The organism is Rhodoglobus sp. G.S.23 (genome assembly GCF_056675935.1).
In genome coordinates this window covers 212,273-235,357 of record NZ_CM155237.1, presented here as the reverse complement: position 1 = coordinate 235,357, position 23,085 = coordinate 212,273, and the positions used below count along the sequence as shown (strand labels likewise).

Annotated in this window: 18 protein-coding genes; 10 read left to right on the top strand and 8 right to left on the bottom strand. The window is 58.1% G+C overall.

From position 1 onward, the window contains the following. Nucleotides 1-338: 338 nt before the first annotated feature. From AC1ENN_RS01195 to AC1ENN_RS01180, 4 genes are all read right to left on the bottom strand, one after another. Complete coding sequence (locus tag AC1ENN_RS01195) at nucleotides 339-1,235, bottom strand: hypothetical protein (RefSeq protein WP_480406443.1); 897 nt, start codon at nucleotides 1,233-1,235, stop codon at nucleotides 339-341. Nucleotides 1,236-1,510: 275 nt separating this feature from the next. After that, a complete protein-coding gene (locus tag AC1ENN_RS01190; protein WP_480406442.1) occupies nucleotides 1,511-4,531 on the bottom strand; it encodes an AAA family ATPase in 3,021 nt (1,006 codons plus the stop codon). Nucleotides 4,532-5,113: 582 nt separating this feature from the next. Then, on the bottom strand, nucleotides 5,114-5,851 hold the full coding sequence (locus AC1ENN_RS01185) for an HIRAN domain-containing protein (RefSeq protein ID WP_480406441.1): 738 nt from the start codon (nucleotides 5,849-5,851) through the stop codon (nucleotides 5,114-5,116). A 201-nt stretch (nucleotides 5,852-6,052) separates the two neighbouring features. Then, nucleotides 6,053-7,027, bottom strand: coding sequence for a DUF3560 domain-containing protein (locus AC1ENN_RS01180; RefSeq protein WP_480406440.1), 975 nt, complete (start codon nucleotides 7,025-7,027; stop codon nucleotides 6,053-6,055). 658 nt (nucleotides 7,028-7,685) lie between these two features. Here AC1ENN_RS01180 and AC1ENN_RS01175 point away from each other — a divergent pair. From AC1ENN_RS01175 to AC1ENN_RS01165, 3 genes are all read left to right on the top strand, one after another. Continuing rightward, complete coding sequence (locus tag AC1ENN_RS01175; RefSeq protein WP_480406439.1) at nucleotides 7,686-8,855, top strand: DUF262 domain-containing protein; 1,170 nt, start codon at nucleotides 7,686-7,688, stop codon at nucleotides 8,853-8,855. Next, nucleotides 8,845-9,531: an MAE_28990/MAE_18760 family HEPN-like nuclease gene (locus tag AC1ENN_RS01170; RefSeq protein WP_480406438.1), complete on the top strand. Its 687-nt coding sequence runs from the start codon at nucleotides 8,845-8,847 to the stop codon at nucleotides 9,529-9,531. The genes AC1ENN_RS01175 and AC1ENN_RS01170 overlap by 11 nt, the downstream gene beginning before the upstream one ends. 278 nt (nucleotides 9,532-9,809) lie before the next feature. Beyond that, nucleotides 9,810-10,370, top strand: coding sequence for a recombinase family protein (locus tag AC1ENN_RS01165; protein WP_480406437.1), 561 nt, complete (start codon nucleotides 9,810-9,812; stop codon nucleotides 10,368-10,370). A gap of 210 nt (nucleotides 10,371-10,580) precedes the next feature. On the opposite strand, the gene AC1ENN_RS01160 is transcribed toward AC1ENN_RS01165, so the two are convergent. Together AC1ENN_RS01160 and AC1ENN_RS01155 are read right to left on the bottom strand one after the other, a co-directional pair. Continuing rightward, nucleotides 10,581-11,351, bottom strand: coding sequence for a peptidase M56 family protein (locus AC1ENN_RS01160; protein ID WP_480406436.1), 771 nt, complete (start codon nucleotides 11,349-11,351; stop codon nucleotides 10,581-10,583). After that, the gene (locus AC1ENN_RS01155; protein WP_480406435.1) at nucleotides 11,348-11,959 is read right to left on the bottom strand and encodes an RNA polymerase sigma factor; all 612 of its coding nucleotides are present in this window, start codon (nucleotides 11,957-11,959) and stop codon (nucleotides 11,348-11,350) included. The genes AC1ENN_RS01160 and AC1ENN_RS01155 overlap by 4 nt, the downstream gene beginning before the upstream one ends. Before the next feature lie 296 nt (nucleotides 11,960-12,255). Between AC1ENN_RS01155 and AC1ENN_RS01150 the strand changes: the two genes are divergently transcribed. Next, nucleotides 12,256-13,119 carry a TIGR02391 family protein gene (locus tag AC1ENN_RS01150; RefSeq protein WP_480406434.1) on the top strand — a complete coding sequence of 288 codons (864 nt, stop codon included), beginning with the start codon at nucleotides 12,256-12,258 and terminating at the stop codon, nucleotides 13,117-13,119. A gap of 69 nt (nucleotides 13,120-13,188) precedes the next feature. Here AC1ENN_RS01150 and AC1ENN_RS01145 read toward each other — a convergent pair whose 3' ends face one another. Both AC1ENN_RS01145 and AC1ENN_RS01140 read right to left on the bottom strand, forming a co-directional pair. Then, entirely contained in the window at nucleotides 13,189-15,714 is a 2,526-nt protein-coding gene (locus AC1ENN_RS01145; RefSeq protein WP_480406433.1) for a DEAD/DEAH box helicase family protein, read from the bottom strand. Between the two features lie 2 nt (nucleotides 15,715-15,716). After that, nucleotides 15,717-17,522 carry a site-specific DNA-methyltransferase gene (locus tag AC1ENN_RS01140; protein WP_480406432.1) on the bottom strand — a complete coding sequence of 602 codons (1,806 nt, stop codon included), beginning with the start codon at nucleotides 17,520-17,522 and terminating at the stop codon, nucleotides 15,717-15,719. 281 nt (nucleotides 17,523-17,803) lie between these two features. Here AC1ENN_RS01140 and AC1ENN_RS01135 point away from each other — a divergent pair, with 281 nt between their 5' ends. The 6 genes from AC1ENN_RS01135 (at nucleotide 17,804) to AC1ENN_RS01110 (ending at nucleotide 22,680) form a co-directional block, all read left to right on the top strand. Then, nucleotides 17,804-18,352: a TetR/AcrR family transcriptional regulator gene (locus AC1ENN_RS01135; protein WP_480406431.1), complete on the top strand. Its 549-nt coding sequence runs from the start codon at nucleotides 17,804-17,806 to the stop codon at nucleotides 18,350-18,352. Continuing rightward, nucleotides 18,349-18,909 carry a dihydrofolate reductase family protein gene (locus tag AC1ENN_RS01130; RefSeq protein ID WP_480406430.1) on the top strand — a complete coding sequence of 187 codons (561 nt, stop codon included), beginning with the start codon at nucleotides 18,349-18,351 and terminating at the stop codon, nucleotides 18,907-18,909. The genes AC1ENN_RS01135 and AC1ENN_RS01130 overlap by 4 nt, the downstream gene beginning before the upstream one ends. Before the next feature lie 614 nt (nucleotides 18,910-19,523). Further along, nucleotides 19,524-20,465, top strand: a complete 942-nt coding sequence (locus tag AC1ENN_RS01125) for a hypothetical protein (RefSeq protein ID WP_480406429.1) — start codon at nucleotides 19,524-19,526, stop codon at nucleotides 20,463-20,465. A gap of 49 nt (nucleotides 20,466-20,514) precedes the next feature. Further along, a complete protein-coding gene (locus AC1ENN_RS01120) occupies nucleotides 20,515-21,381 on the top strand; it encodes a hypothetical protein (RefSeq protein WP_480406428.1) in 867 nt (288 codons plus the stop codon). A 62-nt stretch (nucleotides 21,382-21,443) separates the two neighbouring features. Further along, nucleotides 21,444-22,433 carry an ImmA/IrrE family metallo-endopeptidase gene (locus AC1ENN_RS01115; protein WP_480406427.1) on the top strand — a complete coding sequence of 330 codons (990 nt, stop codon included), beginning with the start codon at nucleotides 21,444-21,446 and terminating at the stop codon, nucleotides 22,431-22,433. 97 nt (nucleotides 22,434-22,530) lie between these two features. After that, nucleotides 22,531-22,680: a hypothetical protein gene (locus tag AC1ENN_RS01110; protein WP_480406426.1), complete on the top strand. Its 150-nt coding sequence runs from the start codon at nucleotides 22,531-22,533 to the stop codon at nucleotides 22,678-22,680. The last annotated feature ends 405 nt before the right edge of the window (nucleotides 22,681-23,085 follow it).

Sequence of the window (23,085 nt, the reverse complement as noted above, 5' to 3'; positions counted from 1 at the left end):
GGGCTGGGCCAGCTAACTAGAGCGCCCCCAGAGCGTTTAATAGACCCTCGAGGTCGGTTGGAGTCATCCAGAGAAGAAACGCTATGACGATTAGCACCGCTCCAACTACGCCCCAGTGGCTCAAACGGATGCTGAATCCGTACCCTGCCACTAGGGCTGCTTCGTTCGGCGGGCTATCCGCCGATTTGTTAGTATTGCCTTCGTTCATGGACTTTCTTCAAGTCCTTTCTTTGTTTGGCGAAGTACATCCGACCCCAGTTGCCGCTGGGGTCTTTGTATTTCTGTGACGCCGATTGCGGTCGCAATCGGTCGATTCGCGGGCCAGGAATTCGGCCCTACTAACTAACATGCGGCGAATCTTTCGGTTCAGGATTGCTCGCAATTGGCTTCGGGGACTTTCGACTTTTGCGGTTCTTCGTTTCAGTAGCCGCAAGCGCCTGTTTTGCTGCGCGCGCGATGTGGCCGAAGTTCCCCGTCAGCGAGTAGTGGGAGCGCGTTGTGCGCCCCGTGGGAGACAGGGGAGCCTTCTTGACCTCTTTGCGAACATGAAGAAGCCCGTTCCGGATCAATTCCTCGACCCCTTTCTGAGCTGACTTGGAACTAATGCCGTACCACTCCTGGCAGTTCGCGTAAGCGAACCAGACCTCGTTCTTCTTGTTCGTCTCTTTGGCTACGACCAACAGCATGACAAGAGCTGGGAGCGAGAGTCGTGCAAACCATCCTTCGTTCCAAAAGTCATCAGACAAGGTGAAGTAAGCGTTCCAACGATCCTTACGACCGCCAGGAAGCTCGTACTCCGCGTTACCGTCTTCCCGGCGCGGGGACACTCGAAGCAGGCGCCCTTCCCTCTTAGTCGTAACTAGATTCATCTCTTTCAGGTCAGACCACGCACGCGAAAGAGTAGATGTCGACCAGGTATTACCCTTCTCCGCGAAGGACACGTCCTTGCCGTCCAGCGCTCTGATCCAGACGCTGGCTTCGAGCGGTTCACGCCGATCCTTAAGCCAAGGCCATGCTGTCAATAGCAAGATATAAAGCAAGAGAGCGCGGTGTTTACGCTTGTTGAGCATGCTGCCGAGCACAGACGCGCGCGTAGGTTCTGTATCCGGGAGCTGCACAAGGATGTGACGCAGCTGGGTATACCCGCGCGCAGAGAGTCGGGTCAGCTCTTTACGGGCGTCTGCTGGAGTGGCAGTCGTCTCTTCCTCTTCAGGAGGTGCTGGTTTCGGGTTCATAAGATAATTGAACCACTGAAAGCCGGAAATCATTCCAAGAGTCAGCACTTTCCGATTGTCGTTTCGCGCCAAGCAGTGCGATACACCGATTCGATACTCCAGATGCGATGCACCAGATGCGACACAATGCGATACACCACTAGCGCGATTGCAATGGTTGCGGTTCCGAGGGCTCCCGCTGGCCTCGCCGATTACTTTCTCAAGAAAATGATCGTTTTATCTGCGCAACTGCTTGAGCCGGCGTGTCAAGGTCGATTGTGGGCCTCACAGATCTTTTAGAGCGAGGACTCCAGCCCTTCTGTATCTGCTGAAGCGGCCTCCTGGAAGTGCTGCATATCCCGCGATGGTTGTGGCTTGCTCGCCGTCTGCTTCGAATTCGGATTCTCTAGCTCATTGCTTAGCTTGCGGTAGTGCACCGCGAGCTGAGCTCGCTGGGCTGTATCCCGTTCGACTCTCTCAATGAGTTTGGACTTGGCAGCTTCCAGCACGTCTATAGGCTCCGGCTCTCCACCAGTGATCTGCGCACTGTGGTTACGCGCTGCGCGCTGGGCTAGGCGCGTGTCCAGCTCTCGAATCGTCTGACGATCGCGCGTGAGCCGGCTAGATACCTTTTCCAGCTGATCGTGCGCCTCGGCGCGCGCAGCGAGGATCGCCGGACGCCGCGGATCGTCCGCTGGCATGCCCTCAGCCAGCTCGGGCCCAACGACTGTAAGAGTACGCGCGGCGCGGGACAATTCTGCTGCTGCAGCGGCTCGAGAATCGTCAAGAGTAATCTCCACGCGGCCACGGCGCATCGAATCAGAAATCGAATCGACCGCCTGACTACGGTTGCCCGCGATCACAACGCTCTCGTTGTGGCGCCGTCCACGCGTCATTCCGACATACAAACCAGCAGCATCGACTCCAGGGCCCACGATGGCAACATCAGTTGTTTCACCCTGAATGCCGTGGACCGTGGATGCGTAGGCAAGGTGCAGGTGCTTGGTTCCGTAGTCACGAGTAACTGTCCTGGTGTCGCCGGCTTGCGCGGCGTTCTCAAGCACTATCTCTTCCGAGCGGATCTTCTTCACAACCCACAACGGACGGTTCTCGACACCCGAAGTGGAGTCGTTGCGGCGGGTCTGTACTACGTCGCCTTCCAAGAGGCGCTGTCCTTCTTGGCCTTCGGCCAGACGCTTCGTTGTGAGCTGGCCACGAGCAACGCGTTCGCTCTGGATGCTCTCGTTAACCAGTTGCGCGTCCGAGTTGGTGCCAGTGACCAGGGCAATGCTCTGGCCGGCACCCGCGGCTTTGAAGTATCCAGAGACCATGTGGGCGCGAGCGTCGATGTCGTTGGCCATGCACGCTACGTGTCCGCCGTCGTAAAGTTCGCGGGCAACATCCGTGGCCGCTTCTTCGCTGCCCGGATCGCGCAGCCGCATCGACAGCCGCCCATATTCGGCATCCTTGAAGCGGTGAATGGCGGTGAGCTCGACCACTGCGGTGGAACGTTGTTTGGTCAACGCCATTGCGCCCGAGTGTCCGACTGGGGCAGCCTGCAGGTGGTCGCCGACCATTGCAATTCCTGCTCCGGTTTGCTCGGCCAAGATCGCCAGGGCGCGTGCTGCGTTCAGGTCGATCATTCCTGCTTCGTCGACGACGATGCGGTCACCTGGGTGCAGTACGTGCTTGCGGGGGCCTTCGTAGATCGCGCCGGTGTCGGCGCTCACTTCGCCGACGGTCAGCTGCGACCAACGTTGGACGCCGGCAGCGTCCGGCGCGAAACGCCACCCGTTGTCGTACAGCAGGCCGTGCAGCGACGATGCTGTGGCGCCCGTCTCACGACCGGCAACACTGGCTGCTTTTTTCGTCGGGGCGACGACGATGAGTTGGCGACCTTGCTCTGCCAACGATGCCGCTGTGACCTTCAGCATGGTCGTCTTACCAGTGCCGGCAGGTCCGGTGACTGTAACCAAACGGTCGCTGCCGGCTATCGCTGCAGCGGCGTTCGTTTGTCCTTCATCCAGTTTGCGGCCGTCGCTTAGAACACGGCTGGCGATGGTGTCGATCGCGCCAACGGCAACAGGTTCTCCTGTCTCAATGAGCAGGTCGAGCTGGTCGGCGAGCTGCGTTTTCAGCACTGCAGTATCGGCGGCCATGAAGTGTTTGACGTGACCCGGAAGAGCGTCCACGTCCTCCGAGAGTTCGACGGTCTCTGTCGCAACTGCTCGAGCGACGACGTCTTCGAGTAGCTCTGAAACAAGGGCTCGATCGAGGACGATGCCGCTGGCGGCGACGGCGCGGCCGGCACCGGCGCGGATGTCGTAGTGACTAAATCGACCACCGGTACCAGCGGAACGGCGGTCAGCATCGGCGATTGCTTGGGCAGCCAAAAGGTCACGATCAAGCTCTCCGACGTGAACCGGAGCGACCTCGTTAGCGGCTCGCGCACCCAACACTTCGGGGTCGAGTTCCAACAGTTCGTTGCGCACAATCTCAGTCCAGCGGGCCTCGTCAACCTTGCCGGGCTTGTTCGGGCGACCTGCCGCCCAGGCCCACCGGTCGATCGCAGTCAGCACATTGTGGTCAGGTTCCTGACCAGGGTTAGCCGCCTTCCACTCAGCAAGTTTCAGTGCCCGGTTTGCCTCAATTTGGTTCGAGCGGCGCGACAGCGGACGCACCAAATGAGCGAGCTGTTCGATCTCTCCAGAGGCATCCAAAGTGAACCCTTTTGCCGCCAACGCAGCGATCCATTCTGGGTCAGTACGGGCGGCCAAATCGCCCTCAGAATTGACCACAGTTTGGAACCGTAATGCCGCTCGTGAATCGACGTTTGACCATCGTCCGTCGACGCCGCAAACCTTCATGTTCAGCCACAGATGACGGTGCTTGTGAGGGTCCAGAGAACGCGAACGTTCGTGCTTGAGCTCCACGACTTCAATGCGAGAAAGCTCCTGCCTAATGGCTCCGCCAGCGCCGCGTCGAGCGTTGAGCTCGGACTGCCAAGTCAGCAGCACACGGTCCCGCAAGCGGTCTTGGAGCTGCTCGAACTCGGCCGCCAACTCGTCATCGAGAAGAGCCGCTAGCGAAAAGGACTTCGGAGAATTGACCGTTGCATCCAGCAACAGGTCTGCTTCTGGAGACGGAAGTTCGCGCCCGCGGTGCTCTCCGGTTTCGGGATCAGCACCACCGATCCACGCTTTCAATTGGTCACGGCTGAGCGAGTCAGAGACCGTAACCCCGTCCTCTACAACGAAGCGTTCCATCACACCATCGGTGTAATTGGCTGCCGCTTCAGATCCTGCAGAAGTAGCCATATGCGAGTCGCAGGTACCGCCAAATGCGTAATCAAGAGCCTGCCGGACACCCTGAGAAGCGACCCCTCGCTTCCATCTGGCTATCCCTCCGCGCATGCCACAAGGGTACCTCACACTCAATAGTGCCTGCGTGCATTGCAACATCTTTATCTCTTAATCGCTACTTGTCTCGATTGCTCCTCATCTCGTAGAGGGCATGTCTAATCGTGCGTCATGCACGTCCTTTTCTCTCTTGCTCCGACATCGCTTCTCCGACGGAGCAAGAGACGCTGTCACCAACACAGTGTTGCCACGCACGTTGACAGCTACGAACAGGAAGGGGCCGGCGATCGTGCCGGAATAAGACGGAGGTTGTTCTGTACGGGGCAATTGGTTGTAGAGCTCTCACGACCCCCGCCCAGTTCGCAATCACAATCCGTGAACGCATCCTCGTTCAGTCGCATCAAATTTCACTGCATCGAATACCAGATCGACCGGCTAATGGGTCAAATGCGAACACTTACCGAGGGGAACAATGGCGGCTGTTGAGCGGGCTTCGGCGACGGTCTAGATAGCTGTTGGCGGTCTGACATCGTGGCTTGTTCAAGGACGCAGGAACAAAAAGTCGTTGCGGGTGACAGGTCGCGAACGTTGCGAGGCTACCCACGATCGAAAGGCAGGCAACGTCGGCAGGAGAAGGGTGACGGAGCTCCCACTCAGGTCGGCACGGATGATCAACGGCCTACCAAGTTCGTCCATCAGCGGAGCCATCGACGCGGCCCGACTTGCGCTGACATATCCAACCTTCTGCTCCCCAATAAACGCGACAATCGCCTTTGGATCGAAGGTGTTTTCAGGCTCACGGACTAGTCGGCACACACCCGACATAAACGATGCCGGCTTGTCGGTGTAGTTGCCCTTGCCGCGTACTTTCAACGGCGTGCTATCGAGCCCGCTCAGGTCAACATAATCCGCCAAATTGAACAAGTGGCGTTCGTTGAACAGGACCTGACGCTCAGCTTCTTCCGACGCATCCTTCGCCTCGGCATCCAGGGCTTCTTGGTGCCTCACGTCCGTGACATACACACCCGCACGAGTCGCCTCTGTCTCTGCAACATCCCAAAAGCTGACGTCCTCTGCTTCTTGGCGAGCTTTGATCCTCTCGGAGACAGTGCGGAGCAGGGCAGCATCCCCTGCCTGCCGCACCTCAGAGTCAGATTGTGACTGTGGCACTTCGGTTCCGCTTATTGGCGAAGTCCCGCGCTTAGTTTCCGAGACGACCTTCGCCACGACCCAGACGACGAAAACGACCACACCGACACCAATCAGCACTAGCCACATGAGGAAAGACTACAGACTCGACATTACGCACGTGATGGGGGTCGGCAAGTGAATTTCACCCACAAAAGAAGTGACTCCTGCATCCACTAAATTGCTGGTGTGTGCCTGCTTGTGAGTCGGGGAGCGCGAGGGGCGCCCCCTCGCACTTTTGTTCTGGTGGTCTCAGCACTTTGACTGAGACCGCCAGAACCTCACACATACCTAGCTTGCTGTTTGGTCGCCCGTGTCGGCGGCTTTTCTCACTTCCTTGATGGCTTCGTATTCGAGCGTATTTGTCCAGCTGTGCTCTGTGCGGATCGATACTGATTTGGCGTTGACTCGGGCGACCTCTGCCCACCCGAACCGATACCGCACGTAGTCGCCCTTACTGATCGTTTCGCGGCTGTAGTTTGTAGCGGCGCCGGCGCTGATTTGATCGGCGCGGATCTGCTGCCAGTAGGCGAGCTGGTCGCGCTGTTCTACGAGTCGAACGGTGAGCCGGTCAAGATACGCGCCGGTTGCTCCGATGGGCTCGGCGCTTAGTGCGTCTTGTCCGGCTTCGTCGGTGGTCCACTCCCGTTTGCCGTCGATGTGGCGCTGAGTGCGGCGGGTGTCGGCTTCCAGCTTCTTGATTCGGTTCGCGACGGTCTGCACGCTGTAGCGCGCGTCGGTGGTGTGGTGTGCTGTTTCGGCTCGTCTGGCTGCCTCGGTCGCGTCGTTTCCTGCGGCGATTGCGCGTCCCTGTGTGTTGTGCGCTTTCTCGATCGCGTTACGGTGCCTGTTCTCTGAGTGATGGCCTACCTTGATTGGCTCGCCTCCCTCGGGCAAAGATTCGTGTGCCCTGTCTGCGCGCGCTTGTGCCTGATCTGCGTCCGTGGCTTTGCGGTCGGCTTTGGCCTCAAGTGCGGCCGCGCGCTGTTCTTGGCGCTCGATTTTTCCGGCCTCGACTTCGGCTGTGGATCGGGTGGCCTCGTCAATCTCTGTGGCGACCTCGAACCCTGCAGCGCGTAGCGCTGCAGCGGTGGCTTTGATGGTGTGCAACTTCGGGAGGCGGTCGCGGGTCTGCGGAACGAACCACGCCTCGATACTGCGCCCCCAGCGCCAGCGCTGACCCTTCAAAATTTCAGCGGTTCCATCTCCGCGTTCCGTTCCCTCGATCATGGTTCCGGCCTCGTGCGAATGGGTGATTGTCAACATGTTCTTCTTCTCTTCCACGTTTTTTTGCCAAAGCGGCACGCAGTGCCGATGGGAGGAGAAGCGCAACACAACCCGTAGGGCTGCGGGGCGAAGAATTTTGGCGCGAAATAAGGGAGCTTGCGACCGCGCGCCAAAAATCTTCGGAGGAGCTGACGGCAGAATGCCGTTTGTGTTTCGTGAAGCCGACCGTACAATCGCTCGCAGAGCGCTTTGGCAAAAATGTGAGCGCCAGCTCGCTGGAGGAACTGCGGCGGCACGCCGTCGATTGATGCTCGCGGTGGCGTCTATCTGAGGTAGCCCCTAAACCGAAGCCAGAGTCGGCCAAATGACGTCCCGACCTCGTGCGTTTCACGACCGTTCATCGGGCTTTATCTCGGGCGACCTAAACGCGAATGCGTTCGACCGTCGCCGATGCGATGCGAGTAGCGGCGCGGGAGTGCCCGCTGGCCGTCCCGATACCGGGCACCCCGCCGGCCTCGCATCGACAACGCGATCGTCACCGCACCGCCATCTTTCGGTGAAAGCCACACTGGACGGAACGTTGACGCTCCGGCTCGACCTCGGCCCAGCCTGCGCCGAGGCGGTTTATGGGTGCTCACCCACGGGACCGATTCCCGTCACGGGCTGTACAGTCGGAATCATCTCCAGGAAGGAAACCATGACAACGCCCATCGATACGTCCGCCTTGCAAGACGAGGACAGCAATAATCTCCGTAATTCACTCGACGGTCCCGACGACAGCGATGACACCGAACAGGCGGAGCCACTTTCAATCGCCCCTGACGAGCGCAAGTTAGTGACACAGCCTTACGACCTCGGCGTTCGTTCAATCCGTGAGGACATTCGGACCGGCAGGATCAGTCTCAATATTGCGTACCAACGTAAGTATGTCTGGGACAACGGCAAAGCCTCACGCCTCATCGAGTCGCTGCTGCTCAACGTTCCAATCCCCGTCTGCTATTTCGCCGAGGACGACGACGGAGTTTACGAAGTCATCGATGGATTGCAACGCCTCACAACGATTCAGAGGTTCTTGGACGATGAATTCGCACTGAACGGCGTATCGGTGCTGGCGGAGCTTAACGGCGTCAAATTCTCCGGCCTCATACCGAAAGATCAGCGTCGCCTCGAGAGCCGGACGATCCGCTGCATCGTTATTACCGCAGACAGCCATCCGGACATTAAATTTGACGTCTTCGAACGCCTGAACACCGGCGCAGCTAGCCTCACAGCGCAGGAGCTGCGCAATTCTGTATACCGCGGACCGTTCAATGATTCCCTGAAGGAGCTTGCAAGGAAGAGCTATTTCACTGACCTCGTTGGTAGTTTCACGAACAAGCGCATGGGTCACGAGGAACTCGTGCTTCGTTACTTCGCCCTGGTCGATGGGATCGGCACCTACAAGCCACCATTGCGTCAGCTGCTGAACAAATTTATGAGAACCCACCGCAAAGAAGCGATCACAGTCGCCGAGACAGATCAGTTCTCCGGGGTGTGTTTAGCCGTACAAAACGTATTCGGAGACCGACCGTTTATGGCGCCCGGCTCTCATAATCCAGTCAATAAGGCGCTCTTCGACGCCGTCATGGTCTCCGTCGCGTATTGCGAGCAGAATGCTCTCCTACAGAACAAAGATGCGGCGCGCGCAGCTCTTAAAGCACTCGCATCCGAGAATCGTTTTCAGCTATCCATCGGCCGCGCAACCGCAGACCGCACACGTGTCCTGTATCGGGTATCTGCATTAAGCGACCGCCTGTCAGCGACCGGGGTACCTAGTTCACTTCCAGCTGATTTGATTTCAGAAGGCCTGTTGCCACGTGGCAATTGATACTTTCTCGGATGGGACTACCGAAGTCGTTCTCCTTCGCGAACTTGCAGTTGCGGCGGAGCAGCGGGAGGCCACCCATGAGACAAATGCGCTGTGTCGCGCGGCGGTCGTTCTGCTCGTCAGCCACTTCGAGTCGTTTTTGAAAACGATCGCTGAAGAATACGTTGACGCGGTGGGAACGGGGGACGTGGAGTCGAGCCGCCTACCTCGAGGGTTGCGCGAGGCGCATACTCTCCCGCGGCTCGAGTCCATAGTCACCTCGCGCGATGACGACCAGCGATCTGCGCTGCTCAAAAGGCTCGGAGGCATCGCCGCCCTATGGAACGACGACGCTAAACCCCCAAAGGGCGCGCTTAACGCCGCCACATTCGCGAGACTCGTGACTAGCGCTAAAGCAGACATTATCAATGATCTGTTCGCCCGGATGGGCAATAGCACCAACGTGTGTGACGGGGACATCGAGATGTCGGATCTCAACGGCGACATCGTCACGGCTAGCGTCGAATTCAGTCTCCGCGATGTCGTCGCATGTCGCAATGATGTTGCCCACGGTAAGGCGGAGCGAAAGCCGACGCCTGACGACATCAGGCGATATGTCTACTTCCTGCGCACGTTCTCCGAGCGACTCCAAAGGAAAGCTCTCGTCCTAACCTCGCAAGTGGCTCAACGCAACTAGTAAGACGCAACGGGCGGTCCGCGTGGGCTTGAGGAAAAAAACTAACTGGTCGCTCGCACGGGACGCCCGCTGACGGTTCCGCTTGCGGTCAGGCATTCTGCACAGGTAAGCCCTGAAATGTTGGAAGGATGCCTAGCTGGAGTACACCCTAAACAGACGTCAAGGTGGGTCACCGCTCCCCCAGCAACTATGTGTCAAGCTGAAGCCCCAATTGCCTTTCTTGACACTAACTGCAATCGGGTCTTAGAGTTCCCTTGACACTATCGAGGCGGGGAACAGTGACTCAAACATTCGGCTACATCCGAGTCAGCACGCTGGACCAGAACTCCACCCGACAACTAGACGGCGAAACCCTCGACCGCGTCTTCACCGACAAAGCATCCGGGAAAGATCAGAACCGCCCGGAACTGGCGAAGCTAATCGACTTTGCTCGAGACGGCGACACCGTCTTGGTCCACTCAATGGATCGATTAGCTCGCAACCTCGACGACCTCCGAGCGATCGTTCGACAACTAACCGACAAGAAGGTACAGGTTCGGTTCGTGAAAGAGAATCTAACCTTCACCGGCGACGACACCGCGATGGCAACATTCCTACTCTCTGTGATGGGGGCATTCGCCGAATTCGAACGAGCGCTCATTCGTGAACGACAGCGCGAAGGTATTGCCCTGGCCAAAAAAGCAGGCGTTTACAAAGGCCGCAGCAAAGCACTGACCAGCGAACAAGCTTCCGAAGTCGCGAGGCGCGCCGCCGCCGGCGAAACGAAGGCAGCGCTCGCCCGCGAATTCGGTGTTAGCCGTCAAACGATCTACGAGTACCTTCAGCCACGCACTCCGTAACTGCATTACCGAGTGGATCCAACCCATCAATTACTAGCACCGCCATGCGAGACCGTTTAGGGAACCCTTGCGAGATTCCTTTCCGCACACGCTTTACGGGATTCCGAGAACCCACATTCGACATCAGGCAGGAGTGATCTCGTTTACGGATCCCCTTGCGGATCTTATGATCGTGGTTTTGCGAGCTGGGCGCCTATCTCCCTCGGGCTGTCAGCCTGCAATTTCGAAGGTGCCGATTGGCGTCTTTCCGTCGGCCAAATAGACCGTGATCGAGAAAGTTTGCCCCAGTCGCTCACGTTGCCACTCGACAGCTTCTTCAGGGGAGCTGAAATTTTGGTCGCTGCCATCGGCGTGGGCGAGATCAGCGGCAAAAACGTAGCCCTGTTTCCCGTTTGTGGCGATTACGGCAATGAGGTCGGGGGTGCCGTTTTCATTCATAGCCCCGTACGAATGTCCGTTCGAGTTCATCGCCCAATCGGTGACGCGTTCGCTCGAATACGTCGCGGTGAGCGTCCAGGTCGCATCGGAGCTTGTGCTTATTGTCACGGAATCTTGTTTGGATTCGAGCGGGACACTGTGCGTGGTCGTCCTCAACCGGACGGACCCAGTTGCATCCGATTCAGAGCAGAACACGCTTGCCCCATCGGGGAAAGAGAAGGTGCCCGCGCTGAGGCAAACGAGACTGAGCCTGATGTTCGTCGCTCCTGCTGGGGCATCACCGAGTTCCACTGTGGCGGTACCAGTGCGGGTGACAGAGACGGGAGTCGTCATTTCAGCGACCTCCACTCCACCGGGCTGAATCAAAAATGCCGCTGTCGCCACGCCGGTGCCGCCGAGGAGCCCGACTCCTCCCGCGACGACTAGGCCCGTCCACAGTGCGCGCCGTCGCCGCGCCTGGGGAGCCATTTCAGTGTCGATTCTATTGATCAATGCCTCCCGAAGGCCGGCGCTGAATTTGGGTGGTAGCTGGACTTTGTTCATGATGGATCTCCTTCCGATTCAGTTACGAGCGTGGATGGCAGCCCGTAGGGTTCGCCGAGGGTTGCGCGAAGGCGAACACGCGCACGGTGAAGCCGTGTCTTCGCCGCTGTGGCACTGAGCCCAAGCACTGTGCCGGCTTCACCGATCGAGTAGTCCTCGAGGTTCACTAGTGCGAAAAGCTGCATGTCAGTGCGTGAAAGCGTTGTTAACGCGGCGAGGAGTGGCTCGTCGATGGAGTCGAGCGGATGGTGACGAAAGAGTTCTTCCTCAGCGGCTGGAGAATCTGGATCACGAGGCAACGCGTCAATGAAGTGCCGGTAGCGGCGTGCCGAACGCTTGAGATTGCGGCACGTGTTGGTCGCGGTGACTAGGAGCCAAGGCCCAATCGACCCGTCGACGACCCGCACGTGCTTGCGTCGACGCCACAGTTCCAAAAACACTGATGCCACAGCATCCTCGGCGTCATGAACATCCCCAATCAGATGGAATGCGTGACGAAAGACACGATCACGATGTTGGTCGAAAAGTTCACCAAACGCCGCGCTATCGCCGCCGAGGCTGCGAGCCCATAGCTCGGCCTCGGTATCGGTATCCGCATCAGTGTCCATAACCTGTATTGTCCGCGGGCACCGAAAAGGTTACAACCGACTCAACCAATCCTCGTTAAAACAATCGGCCCACAACGCTTAGGCAGTGAGACGGCATCACTCCAACAGCCATCAAGCAACGTCGCCGACTAGCGGCAATAGTCGCAGCGGAAGTGATGCGATCAAGAGAGGAAGCTGCCATGCCCGGCCAGTCCTGTTTGGGGAACGGCTTACGGACGCCTTCTAACTGCGACTCGTGCCATAGGCTGAGGCGATCCGGCATCGAATGGTTTTCGTGAATTCACTAAGGGGTTGCGTTGAGCGAGTACAGCGAGGATTACCTAAAGCGGCTGCGCGAAGCTATCCAGCGTTTTGAGACCGCATTCGACGCGTGGATGGAGACTCAACAGGAATCTGACCTCCTGTCATCACGAGGACTTCTTCCGACCGTGTGGACTAAAGACGACCAAGATCCCGGCAATGTGCGACGCCTCGAGTTGGATGTCGCCGAGGCCGCAGGGGTGGCTGCTCGTGCAGTGGCAGTGACTGGGGCCTATATCGGCGTGGCGGGGCTTGGCCTCATCGACCCAGTTTCCAATTGGTCGATCATGTCCTCACCAAAAGCTCCGCTCGCGCCTCGCGATATTCGGATGACAGCAGCGAATGTGAAAGGCCGATTAGATGCCATGCTCATTGATGTCGGCAGCTCTGTGGATTCAGGCCTACCGAGCTTCGCTCCCGCTCAACTTCACTCTGTCATCTGGTCAGGTGCAGCATCACATTGGACGGCCCATCAGTATCGCGTGGCCGTGCGGGAATCAGCCGAGGGTTTGACAGTTCATTGGAAAACGAAACTAGAACGCAACGATGTAGATGACACCGTCTTCTGGCAACAAACTTTGTCAGCCGGAGCCCCCGCCAGCGGCAAGCCAAAGCTAACATGGCCAGGCAGCGCCGACGACAAGACCGCGAAAAGCATGCGCGGGGGCCTCGAGCCGCTCGCAAAGGCCCTTAACGGTTTAGCCACTGGCTTGAACCTAACAGTGCGTAACGTGACCACCCACACCCGAGACGAGCTCACCGAGCAGCAAGCAATGGAGAGGCTCGCTGCATACAGTTTTCTTGCACATCTATTGGATCAATGCATTATCGAGCGCTTCGAAGCACAATCTGCAGGCTGAGGAAGCCTTCCGGCGGGAGGACCGCTCGGGATTCTTGCACTCCTGCAAAATAGGTCCAGCCACACCAAATTAGGGCTGACGCATCACCTGCGCGCCGGCCATAGCCCGAAGGTTTTGCCATGACTCATCCGCCTCTCGCAAATCACCTTGATATGCGATGAGGTAACCCCAGCGGGTATCGCGCCATTCGTCCAGGCTCTCCATCATTCGGATCACCAACTCGGCAGCGACGCGCTTCGCCTGAACTGCGGCATCTTCGCGGCCACGTTCATCCTTGCCCTCGATGATCCAGTGGACCCCGTCCACATCAGCGGCCACAAAATCAGGGTAATAGGAACGTCCTCCGCCGTACTCAATCCTTGCCTGGTCAGATTGTTCGAGACGCATCCACCAGCTGATCTGTGGAGACACATCAAGCATGCGCGCAATCGCCATCTCGGTCGCATACGCATCAAACGGTGACGCAGAATAAAGGTTCCGGTTCCAGCCCGAATAGTGCTGAAACCGTTGAAATGACTTCCCGTCCACCCCGCCCTGTGGCACGACAGTTCGAGAGCCCGTGAGGGCATAGCCCTTCCGTTTTGGGAGCAGCAGGGGCGATACAGACGGTCGTTCTACAGATCGATGCGCCGCCTCATCAGCGGCGAGGTTTACTTCTTCCACAAGTCGTCGCACTGCGACCGCAGCGCGCTTCGGAGTCCAGTCACCGGGCATGCAATCCACGAACCGTTCCACGAAAGCTGGAAGTCGGTTTCGGTTCTCCTGTCCGAGTGGTCCGTTGCTCAGAGCTCTGAGCGGACGCAAAGCTACCAATAGCGTCGCCTCAACGTCCTCGCGCTCTATCGGCCTTTCGAAAAGTTCAACTCGAGTAGTGCTCGCCAGGGATACTGCGCCATCGCCCTGAAAGATAAGGGTTTCGCGATCGATGGCGTCAACAAAATTGTTTCCGACAGTGAGTGCCACCCGCTGATGCCACGCACTGTCGAGTGTGTCGATGTCGAGTCTGTTTGGCGTTGCAATAAATACGGCAAGCGGGAAATTGAACGTGTCTTCGCGCAGCAGATTCACTACAGCTGGTTCGGGTATCTGGGCTTCGTCCTCGATCACGACGGTAATGTCTCGCGCCGTCCCACCAAGCGCAGAGACTGTTTCTGCAAGCTCACTGCCGTCGCCTGTGAGCGCGGACAAGTCGAGTGTTGGCTCTCCGGAGAAGCGGCCATCAGACCAATTGGAAAAAACTGACGGTGTAGCGGCGGAATCGGAACTACCCGCTGCGGAAGGTTGAGCCTCTGCCACAACGGGAAGATCGCCGTTTACAGATGGTTCAGTAACGGGCCGTTCTCCTGTAATTCCGTGATTCGACATCGCTTTTACAACCGACTCGTGGGAAAGAATGTCGAGCGAATCGACCCACTCATTCCCCGTATATCGGCCGTAAGGCAGGCGCAAACCGCGGCCGATGATTTGCTCCGTAAGGGTCCGAGACCCGAGAGCTCGCAGCGGCACAAGCACGCTCACGTTGTGCACATTCCAGCCTTGGCTGAGCATGTCAACCTGCACGATGACACGTACCGGCGAGTCTGGTGATTGGACATTCTCGAGCAGCGTGTCTTCAGCATCACTTGACCGGTTAGAGTGCACAACGAGCACCTGATCAGGACCGTCGAAAAGCTCAGAGCCGCGCAGAATTGCAGCTACTTCCTCGGCATGGTCAGTGTCCCGGCATGCAACGAGCAGGATCGGATTTATCGGGGTGAGTCCCGGGTCTGCACTTTCGACATGTCGGTATTCAGTGGCTTTCACATCTAACAAGTGTTTTGCATCCCGGAGTCGGCCTGCCTCCTCATTGTCGCGGTAACCATTTCTTCGCAATGCAATCACTGGGGTTTTCACATACTGATCAGCTATCGCCTTAGCAAGCGTGTAGTTGAAAACGATGTTGTCCCCTGCAACCGGGGTAGCGGTGAGGCCCACCCTCGCGGCCGGACGAAGCCGCTCGAGAGCGGGAGCCCACGTCTTCGCAGATTCAGAAAACGAGTGTGACTCATCGAGCACCATGAACAAGTCATGAACTTGAGCGAGATGATCGAGCAGCCCTCTGCCGAGAACTTCCTGCGGCCTGGCCGTGCGAGTCTGAGTCGCCTTCGCAGATCCTGGCACCACATACTCCGCAGTATCCTGCTGCACGAGATGGTGGATATTCATAAGGAACAGCTTCACCACGGAATCATCCAGGATCGCCGCGCTATTTGCGGTGAAGTTCTGTGGAGTGATGACCACCATTTCCGTCTCAGATCCGGCGATGTAACCCGGAGCTCCAGGGGTAAAATTGTTGATCGTCTTTGTGCGGACGGTCTTGCCTGGCAGGACAACCAGCAGATTTTTCACACCGGACTGAGCAGCGTATTCAAGCAGCGCAGCGAGTAACCAAGTCTTTCCCACTCCGGTCGCCATGCTCAGCACGATCTGCTCGCACTCGTCTTGTCCCGATATCGAGAAGATTGCTTGACGCAACCCCTCAGCGTTAGGAGCACGCAAATTGAATCTTGCGCACAGATCATCAACTACAGACGAATCAAACTCGAATAACGACATCGCTATGACACCTTCCGGTTGAAGCTAAATAGGTCATCGGGCATCACGAGCAGGCGTGAGCCGCGAGCACGCTGCCGCAGCTGCTTGTCTATTCCCTCTGGCGAACCGTCACACACCACGGTGAGCGCAGCGCCGTCCGGAAGAGCTGCGACGTATTCGTCCAGGAGCGTCTCAGTGAACATGCCCTCCACCACTACCAGCCATTGCCTGCCTTTCACCCCGGCAAAGCGCGGGGCCTCCGGGCACTGATAAAACCCCAACTGCGCTGCAACCGAGCGTCGCAACACCTCACCTGTTGCTGCCGGCGTGGTGAACGTCGAAGTAAGCCCAGTGCGCGGTTCCTCCTCCACCGCCACCCAGACAGGAGACAGCTTGGCAATGTCGAACCCGCCCCCTCCATGCCACTGCTGGGTGTCCTCACTTCGGGTGCGAAGCTCAGCGCGTGCTGCTTTTACTGAACTCGAATCGAAGGAGTCGGAGACTTTTGCGAATTTTCCCAGCAGCCGCGTGAGCTCCTGAGCCTCCTCTGGAGTGAACCCCTCGGGGAGGCCATCTGCAGCGACGCGCTCCGAAACAATCGACACTCCGCCCTGATCTTCCCCAGAAATCACTTTCTCCAGGCGCGGCTTGATGAACACATCCATCGTCTCGGGCAGCAACTCACACGTTACCCACCTCCGCCCCAGCTTGTGCGCTACAGCAGCGGTCGTACCTGAGCCCGCGAAACAATCAAGCACTAGATCACCTGAATTCGTAGCGATCTGCAGCACGCGCTGAATGAGAGATTCAGGCTTCGGGGTCGCGAACGGAACTAGGTCAGGGAAGAGATTCTTGATTTCCTTCTTCCCGTCCTGATTGTGCCCGACCTCTTGGTGCGGCCACCACGTAGACGGAGTTCGAGTCTGCTTCACTTCGGTTAGGAATCGCTTGATGGCTGGACGGCTTGAGCCGTCAGCGCCGAACCAGATCCGATTGTCAGCGACCATCTCCTGAAAACGCGGCTCCGTATAGAGCCAGCACCTTCCCTCGGGTGGGTTCACGACCTTTCCGCTCGGAAGAGTGATGGAGTAGAACTGCTCCGCGCGGCGCCCAACTTCCGCCTTTGCAGAAGCATCCGCTGCCTTCCAACGCCCGCGCGGGTCGTCGTCAAGATTCCTATAGGCAGCATCTTGCGCAGCTGACCGCGGCATTGCGTTCAGGGAATCCATCGCCTGTGCGCGATCCACCCCATAGACCGTGATGAAGTCCTGGTCTCGACTGAGCTTTGACCGGTTTTCTGGCGCATACACTTTCTGCCACACAAACTCCGCGACAAAATTGCCGGGCCCAAATACTTCGTCCATGAGCAATCTCATCCGGTGGTTCTCAGAATCGTCCAGATGCACCCACACCGTGCCATCGGTTGCGAGCAGCTTCTTTATTAGAACGAGCCGGTCACGCATGAGTGTGAGCCAAACAGAATGCTCAAGGTTGTCTTCGTAGTGAGTGAAAGTCTTCTCAGTATTAAACGGTGGATCGATATAGACACACTTCACGCGTCCCACGTACTTGTCAGCAAGTTCAGGGACGCGCGTGAGCGCCTCTAGCACGTCGCCGGACTCCCCCGTGATGAGCAGGTTGTCGTGAATGCCGCCATCGGCGATGTCGCCGTGATGTCCTTCGTCGATCAGGTAGTGGGTTTGGCAGGCGCGTGGGTCTGACATATCGACCCACTGGTAGTCGTAGACCCCCCGCTCGGATGGGATGAGCGCTTGGTCCTTACCCATCCAGGAAAGTTCAAGTCGTCCACGGAGGGTGTGTCTGCTCATGGCGTGCGTCCAACTTCCTCGAGCTCTCTGAGCGCGTTTCTCCCAAGATATCGGTTCACCGAGAGTCTTATATCTCTCACGCTTCGCTGCCCCAGAGTTGGTCGGTCAGAAGGTGGCTTCCCGCGCCCCGGATTCCCTTTCATACCGTTCAGTGAAGGATCGGCTTATGGGACTATGCGGCTGTTCTAGTGGAGAAAACGTACACTTGCCGATTTGACTTACAGTCGCACCTTCCAACGAGTGGTGCAACAGAGTTAGTAATTCATGATTTACTAACTACTATGAGTAGACCGCAACGAACATCAGACGTCGACCTGCTGGATTTGGTCGATGCTGCGATTTCCGGGCGAAGTACGACGGGGCCTTGGGGTCTCCAGGACGTCGCGCCCGCAGCTGGCATGAGCCCTGCAGGTCTCATTAAGCGCTTTGGTTCCAAGCAGGGTCTGCTCCTTGCGCTCACCAGGCGATGGATCGATCGGATTCCCACCTCACCGATCGGCGCAGATGTTCCATTGGCAGAGCTGCGTGGGTACCTCGAGGACAACTTCGCTGCCCCCTCATCGTCAATGGCGATCTTCGGTCTCGGGGAACTCATGCGCGATCTCTGGTCGCCAACCGCGGCTGAGCTACTGCGCGAGGGGTGGCTTAAGCAAGCCAGCTACTTCTCCACGCTTTTGGTGCTCCTGCCTTTGCGAACTGACTTTGACCCCCACGAATCTGCTTTGATACTTCTCGATTCCCTCCACGGCAGTCTCTACCGGCACGCCGTAAACTTCGACCCCACAACGCCTACCCGTACTCTCGACAACCTTCTGAAAGGCTGGACATGACACACGACCGCAACTGGCAGGGATGCGTCTTCATTGGCACAAGTCTCGACGGCTACATCGCAATGCCCGATGGAGACCTCACCTGGCTCACTGATCCGAGCCCCCGCCCGCACAGAACCGGATCCACAGCGAACCCCGCGCTGGAATGGGAGACTTTTTACCCGACCGTGGACACGCTCGTTATGGGCCGCACCACCTACGAGACTGTCCTGACCTTCGACACGTGGCCATTCGATGACAAGCGTGTCATCGTGCTCAGCACGACATCCACAGGAGACGAACGAGTGCAGGTCGTCCGGTCGGTCGAGGAGGCGCGAGAACTTTTATCGAATGAGGGCGCAGGGCGCGTCTACATCGACGGAGGTCGGACGATCCAGTCATTCCTCGCTGCCGGATTCATCGATGAAATCACCGTCTCAATCGCACCCGTTCTCCTTGGACGGGGAAGCCGGCTCTTCGGCGATCTCGACCGTGACGTCCTACTCACCCTTCGTGGTCACCACTCAACTCAGAACGACGGGTTGCTGCGAGCTACTTATTCAGTGCAATCCAGATAGTTCCCCTGGGTCCCACTGAGGGTTCCTGCTACGGACGGGCTATGGGTGATATCCATTGGCAAGCTGTAGTCCAGCGGCCACCTAGCTCAGCTCACCCTTAGCGTACGGTTTTTTCCGTTTTCTGCGGCGACCCCTACTAGCGCCGCATCACGCGATCGTGCAAGGGGCCCTTTTCGATATCTCGCTCCGAAAACACCATACGGCCCTTCGGAAGCGCATGGCGACGTGAGAGTTCGAGGTGCCGATATGGCCACGAGCGATCCTGTCTACGAATCGGCCATCGGAGCTCGGCGTGAACAACCGTATGGCATTGCTGACGAAGCCGATTCCATTTTTCGATCTAGATATCAAACTGGCGACTGAGCGTTGGTGGATACACGACATGATCGCCATGATCACCGCGGCCACTGTGGAATCTAGTACAGGCCTTCGCTCTATCGCGAAAAGGGGGAGGCTCTGACTCAAATCTGTTGGAGCACGGAACTTCTCTGTTGTTACCAATTACGAGAATTTCTCTTTGAGATCGTAATCGCATGGACAATAGTGGGTCCGTGACCATCTGTCACGAACGGTATTGACGCGGCACTCCGCTGATCAATCGGAGGAGACGACACATGGTTCCACAGAGCGAGTCCAATGGAGCCTGGGCGGAGTTCGCGGCGACGGGCATCGTCGGCAGGACGGCCGTCCAACTGCTCATGAGGCTTACCGGACAGGTCGTCGCCCGAAGCACCTTTCCCCCTCCGCCTCAGCATCACGTGTGGAACGATGACGCGATTCTCGACTTTATCGGCGGGATGGTTGATGGTAAGGGAGGTACCGATTTCATTCTGTCGGCGGCTTTGAAATCTCGCGACCAGGCGTCTTTCGAACGGCTGTTGCTCACCACTGTAGAGAACTGGTTGAAGGATCAGGCGAAGATGACGATTGTCGGCCGGATGCGTAGACGTCTTGTAAACCTTCTTGGCAAGGACTCTCGCTTCGTACGCGCGTCGAATTTGATCGGCGCAGATGCATGGACACTTGAAGGCTTCGACGCGGCAGTTTGGCAAGGGGACGAAGTCGATTTGTTTCACCGGGCGACCCGCAGCCGTGACAACGGACTCACCGAGCTCAACATCGCAGGTAAGACCTCGGCGGGTAACGCGTCGATCCTTATCGGCTACTGCCATCACCTTGTCGCTACTGCTTTGGGAGCACTGCGTGACCAGTTGATCGCCCGATTCGTCGTACGGCGCTACGAGCTGGATGAGCCTCTCTTTTCAGAGGTCCACGAAGAGACGGGCGATGTAAGCGACGAGCATTCTGTAGAGGAGCAAGTCCTTGTGCTTGATCTTCGAGACTCGATTCTCGATCTTCTCGACGCAAGGGACAAAGTCGTTCTAGCTCTTTGGGAGGACGTGGAACTCATGGCGTCGCGGCTCGGTCTTTCGGTGGCGGAGGCGGAGGTAGAGATGTCGGTTCTGTTCGACAGGCTGAGGCCCCTCGCGTTTCGCACCGAAACTGGCGATAAGGCGCTGACGCTGGTGATTGCAGAGTGCGCGAAACGCTTGTGAGATGTAGATACGTCGTCTGTGTTACATACAGACCAATGATCGGAAACTAATGGAACTGAGACCGTACACGGAATCGGACTTAATAGGTCGCCTGAGCAGAATCCGGGTACCCGCCGCCGTCACCACGTCGCTCGCAGCTGGGCAGAAGCCGTCACTACCGGGTGAGATAGCGCGCGTGGCCTGGGACGACAACGTCTTCCTCTTCCTTGTTTCGTCTGTGTCCCAGTCGGAAGTGTCCGGATGGTTCACTGACATCGCTGGCGGTGTCGCCGTCCCGGACCTGGGACGGCAGGATGTCTCGCTGGGCTCGGCGCTCCGTGTTGACGGACCGATCGAGTCGTTGCCAGCCGTTGCTGTTGATGCGACGGTCGGTACGTTGAACTCAAGCCCTAGCAGCTCTGTTGCTGAGAAGCTCGCCGGCTTTGAGTCCGGATCTCAGGCGACCACCGGCCAAAGACCCGAACAGTCGATCGCCGATCTTCTAGCCACGTTTGAACAACTTCGCGGCGGAGACGGAACAATACCGTCGCTGCTCTCCGCTCATGGATTCACGCTTATCCGGTTGAAAGACATGCTCGGAGTTGAGAGCAGGACAGCATTCGCCCTGCTGCGCGGTGACGAAGCCCTGACGCCCGAGCAAGAGGCACAACTGTCTCGCGTCGCTGGGATTGGTGCTGCTGAACTCGCGAGCGTCAGGCCGAAGCTTCCGAGCGAGTTGATCGACGTCCTCTGGGAACACACATTCCGGGCGGCCACAACAGCAGCAGCCAAACGCGTCGACGGCGCGGAAAGCGCGGGCTGGAATCGTATCGCACGGGGCGCGGCGGCTTTGGCACCCCGCACCACGACCGCGGCGTCAGCGCCCATCAACTGGCGCGACCGCGTTGAACGCTTTATCGAAGCTGCGGGCTTGTGACAGGCGGGGAGCGAGCGGAACGTCTTCGTTCTCATTCCACCGCGCAGGCACACGCCCAGCGGATGATCGAGCTTTGCGTCGCGACGCAGCCCGAGATCTTCGATTTCATCGCCGAGGATTTTGAGGAGGGCATTGCGCAGTGGCCGGGCCTCGAACTCCGTATTCTTCAGGAGCAGCAGGGTCAGGACCGAGACTGCTCAGTTGCCGGCGTATACCTAGATCAACAAGAGCCGAAAATCATTGGCGTAGCAAGCGCAGCGCCGGCGCGTATGCGCTTCACTGGGCTGCACGAACTCGGCCATCACCTCCAGCGATCTGATGACGATCTGATGCAATCGCTGATCGACCGCCCTGACCAGGGACGGATAGTCGAGGAAGCCGCGTGCGACCTGTTCGCCGCTCGCCTCCTCCTCCCACAGGCCGATGTCGACAGGGTTCTTGGCGACTCGACACCCTCGGCCATCGCTGTTCGAGAGCTGTGGCGGGGCCACGCGGCGTCTCGTGCTGCAACTGCCGTTGCCGCGGTGCAAAAGCTATCTACGGACGGCCATGTCCTGGTAGTCAGCGGGGCCGGAACTGTGGAGTTCGCAGCCTCCCGCGGTCTTCCCCGAATCGCGAGGGGCTCAGACCAGAGCGGGACGGAACTCTTGCACTCGATCCGGGCCACACAACGGCGGGAAACGCAAGGCAAGACACGTTTCACCTATCGGGACTCAATTTCCGGAGAACAACTCTACTACCAGGCCGCCCATGACGGGCATGACTACTGGTTCGTCGTCGCTGCCGTCGCCAGCGTCCCTTGGGAGAAGCTGGCCCTTCCAATTCTCGATGAGCGGATCGTGCATGGCTATTGGTGGACTTGCGAACTATGCGGGAACCTATGGGAGAGTTTCGCTGCCCGACACCAGCCGTGCGGCACACCTGTGTGCCCCAGTTGCGACCGCTGCAGCTGCCGGGCGACAGCTTTGCGCGTACGAACCTGCGAGGGATGCTTCATCGAGAAGTCGATCAACGAGTTCGCAGGCGGATCTCACATCTGCATTGAATGCTGAGCATCTCTGCATTACGTCGTCTGTGTAGTTTGAGGAGGCAATCGAGCCCCTCAAAACGGGCGAGAGCCTGTGGCTGATCTCCTAGGAGACATAGATAATGACAGCATCAACGGGCCAGAAGTGCCCCAAGTCCGGAGTATGGAAGGTCGAGGGCTCCCCCAGCACTACAGCCCCGATCGCGATCGGCAACGTAATGCCACCCTACGGCGGCAAGGGCGTGACCTGGCGCCTGATTCAGGCGGCGTAGCGATGCCGGGCAAGCGCGGGCGCAGCTCGATCACAGGACGTTTCGTAAAGCAGTCGACGGTGACACGCCATCCGAAGACAACGACCAACGAAACGACCAAAAGCAAGAAGAAGTAGGCGCAGGCGACCGGCTGGTTGGGGAAGACCGGTCGGTCACCCGCGTTTCATTTAAACGCTAGAAGATTGATTTCAACCGCCTAGTTTTTCGGTGGACGCCGAGTCCATGCGTGCGAGCGCTTGAATTCACTATTTGCACCCGATTCTTCTTGCACCGACGACACGGCTGGAAACCCATGCGATCCGAAGTGGATCTGATGCTGACGACGACACCGAGCGGCCTCAGGACACTGCCGTTCTTTGCCATCCCCGCACATCAGAATGAGCACGCCGGCCCAGTCCGCCGAAT

What these genes read in the sequence shown, in the direction of transcription:
- AC1ENN_RS01195 (WP_480406443.1), bottom strand. Translation starts at nt 1,235, where the DNA reads ATGAACCCGAAACCAGCACCTCCTGAAGAGGAAGAGACGACTGCCACT.
- AC1ENN_RS01190 (WP_480406442.1), bottom strand. Translation starts at nt 4,531, where the DNA reads ATGGCTACTTCTGCAGGATCTGAAGCGGCAGCCAATTACACCGATGGT.
- AC1ENN_RS01185 (WP_480406441.1), bottom strand. Translation starts at nt 5,851, where the DNA reads ATGTGGCTAGTGCTGATTGGTGTCGGTGTGGTCGTTTTCGTCGTCTGG.
- AC1ENN_RS01180 (WP_480406440.1), bottom strand. Translation starts at nt 7,027, where the DNA reads ATGTTGACAATCACCCATTCGCACGAGGCCGGAACCATGATCGAGGGA.
- AC1ENN_RS01175 (WP_480406439.1), top strand. Translation starts at nt 7,686, where the DNA reads ATGACAACGCCCATCGATACGTCCGCCTTGCAAGACGAGGACAGCAAT.
- AC1ENN_RS01160 (WP_480406436.1), bottom strand. Translation starts at nt 11,351, where the DNA reads ATGAACAAAGTCCAGCTACCACCCAAATTCAGCGCCGGCCTTCGGGAG.
- AC1ENN_RS01155 (WP_480406435.1), bottom strand. Translation starts at nt 11,959, where the DNA reads ATGGACACTGATGCGGATACCGATACCGAGGCCGAGCTATGGGCTCGC.
- AC1ENN_RS01145 (WP_480406433.1), bottom strand. Translation starts at nt 15,714, where the DNA reads ATGTCGTTATTCGAGTTTGATTCGTCTGTAGTTGATGATCTGTGCGCA.
- AC1ENN_RS01140 (WP_480406432.1), bottom strand. Translation starts at nt 17,522, where the DNA reads ATGAGCAGACACACCCTCCGTGGACGACTTGAACTTTCCTGGATGGGT.
- AC1ENN_RS01135 (WP_480406431.1), top strand. Translation starts at nt 17,804, where the DNA reads ATGAGTAGACCGCAACGAACATCAGACGTCGACCTGCTGGATTTGGTC.
- AC1ENN_RS01130 (WP_480406430.1), top strand. Translation starts at nt 18,349, where the DNA reads ATGACACACGACCGCAACTGGCAGGGATGCGTCTTCATTGGCACAAGT.
- AC1ENN_RS01125 (WP_480406429.1), top strand. Translation starts at nt 19,524, where the DNA reads ATGGTTCCACAGAGCGAGTCCAATGGAGCCTGGGCGGAGTTCGCGGCG.
- AC1ENN_RS01120 (WP_480406428.1), top strand. Translation starts at nt 20,515, where the DNA reads ATGGAACTGAGACCGTACACGGAATCGGACTTAATAGGTCGCCTGAGC.
- AC1ENN_RS01115 (WP_480406427.1), top strand. Translation starts at nt 21,444, where the DNA reads ATGATCGAGCTTTGCGTCGCGACGCAGCCCGAGATCTTCGATTTCATC.
- AC1ENN_RS01110 (WP_480406426.1), top strand. Translation starts at nt 22,531, where the DNA reads ATGACAGCATCAACGGGCCAGAAGTGCCCCAAGTCCGGAGTATGGAAG.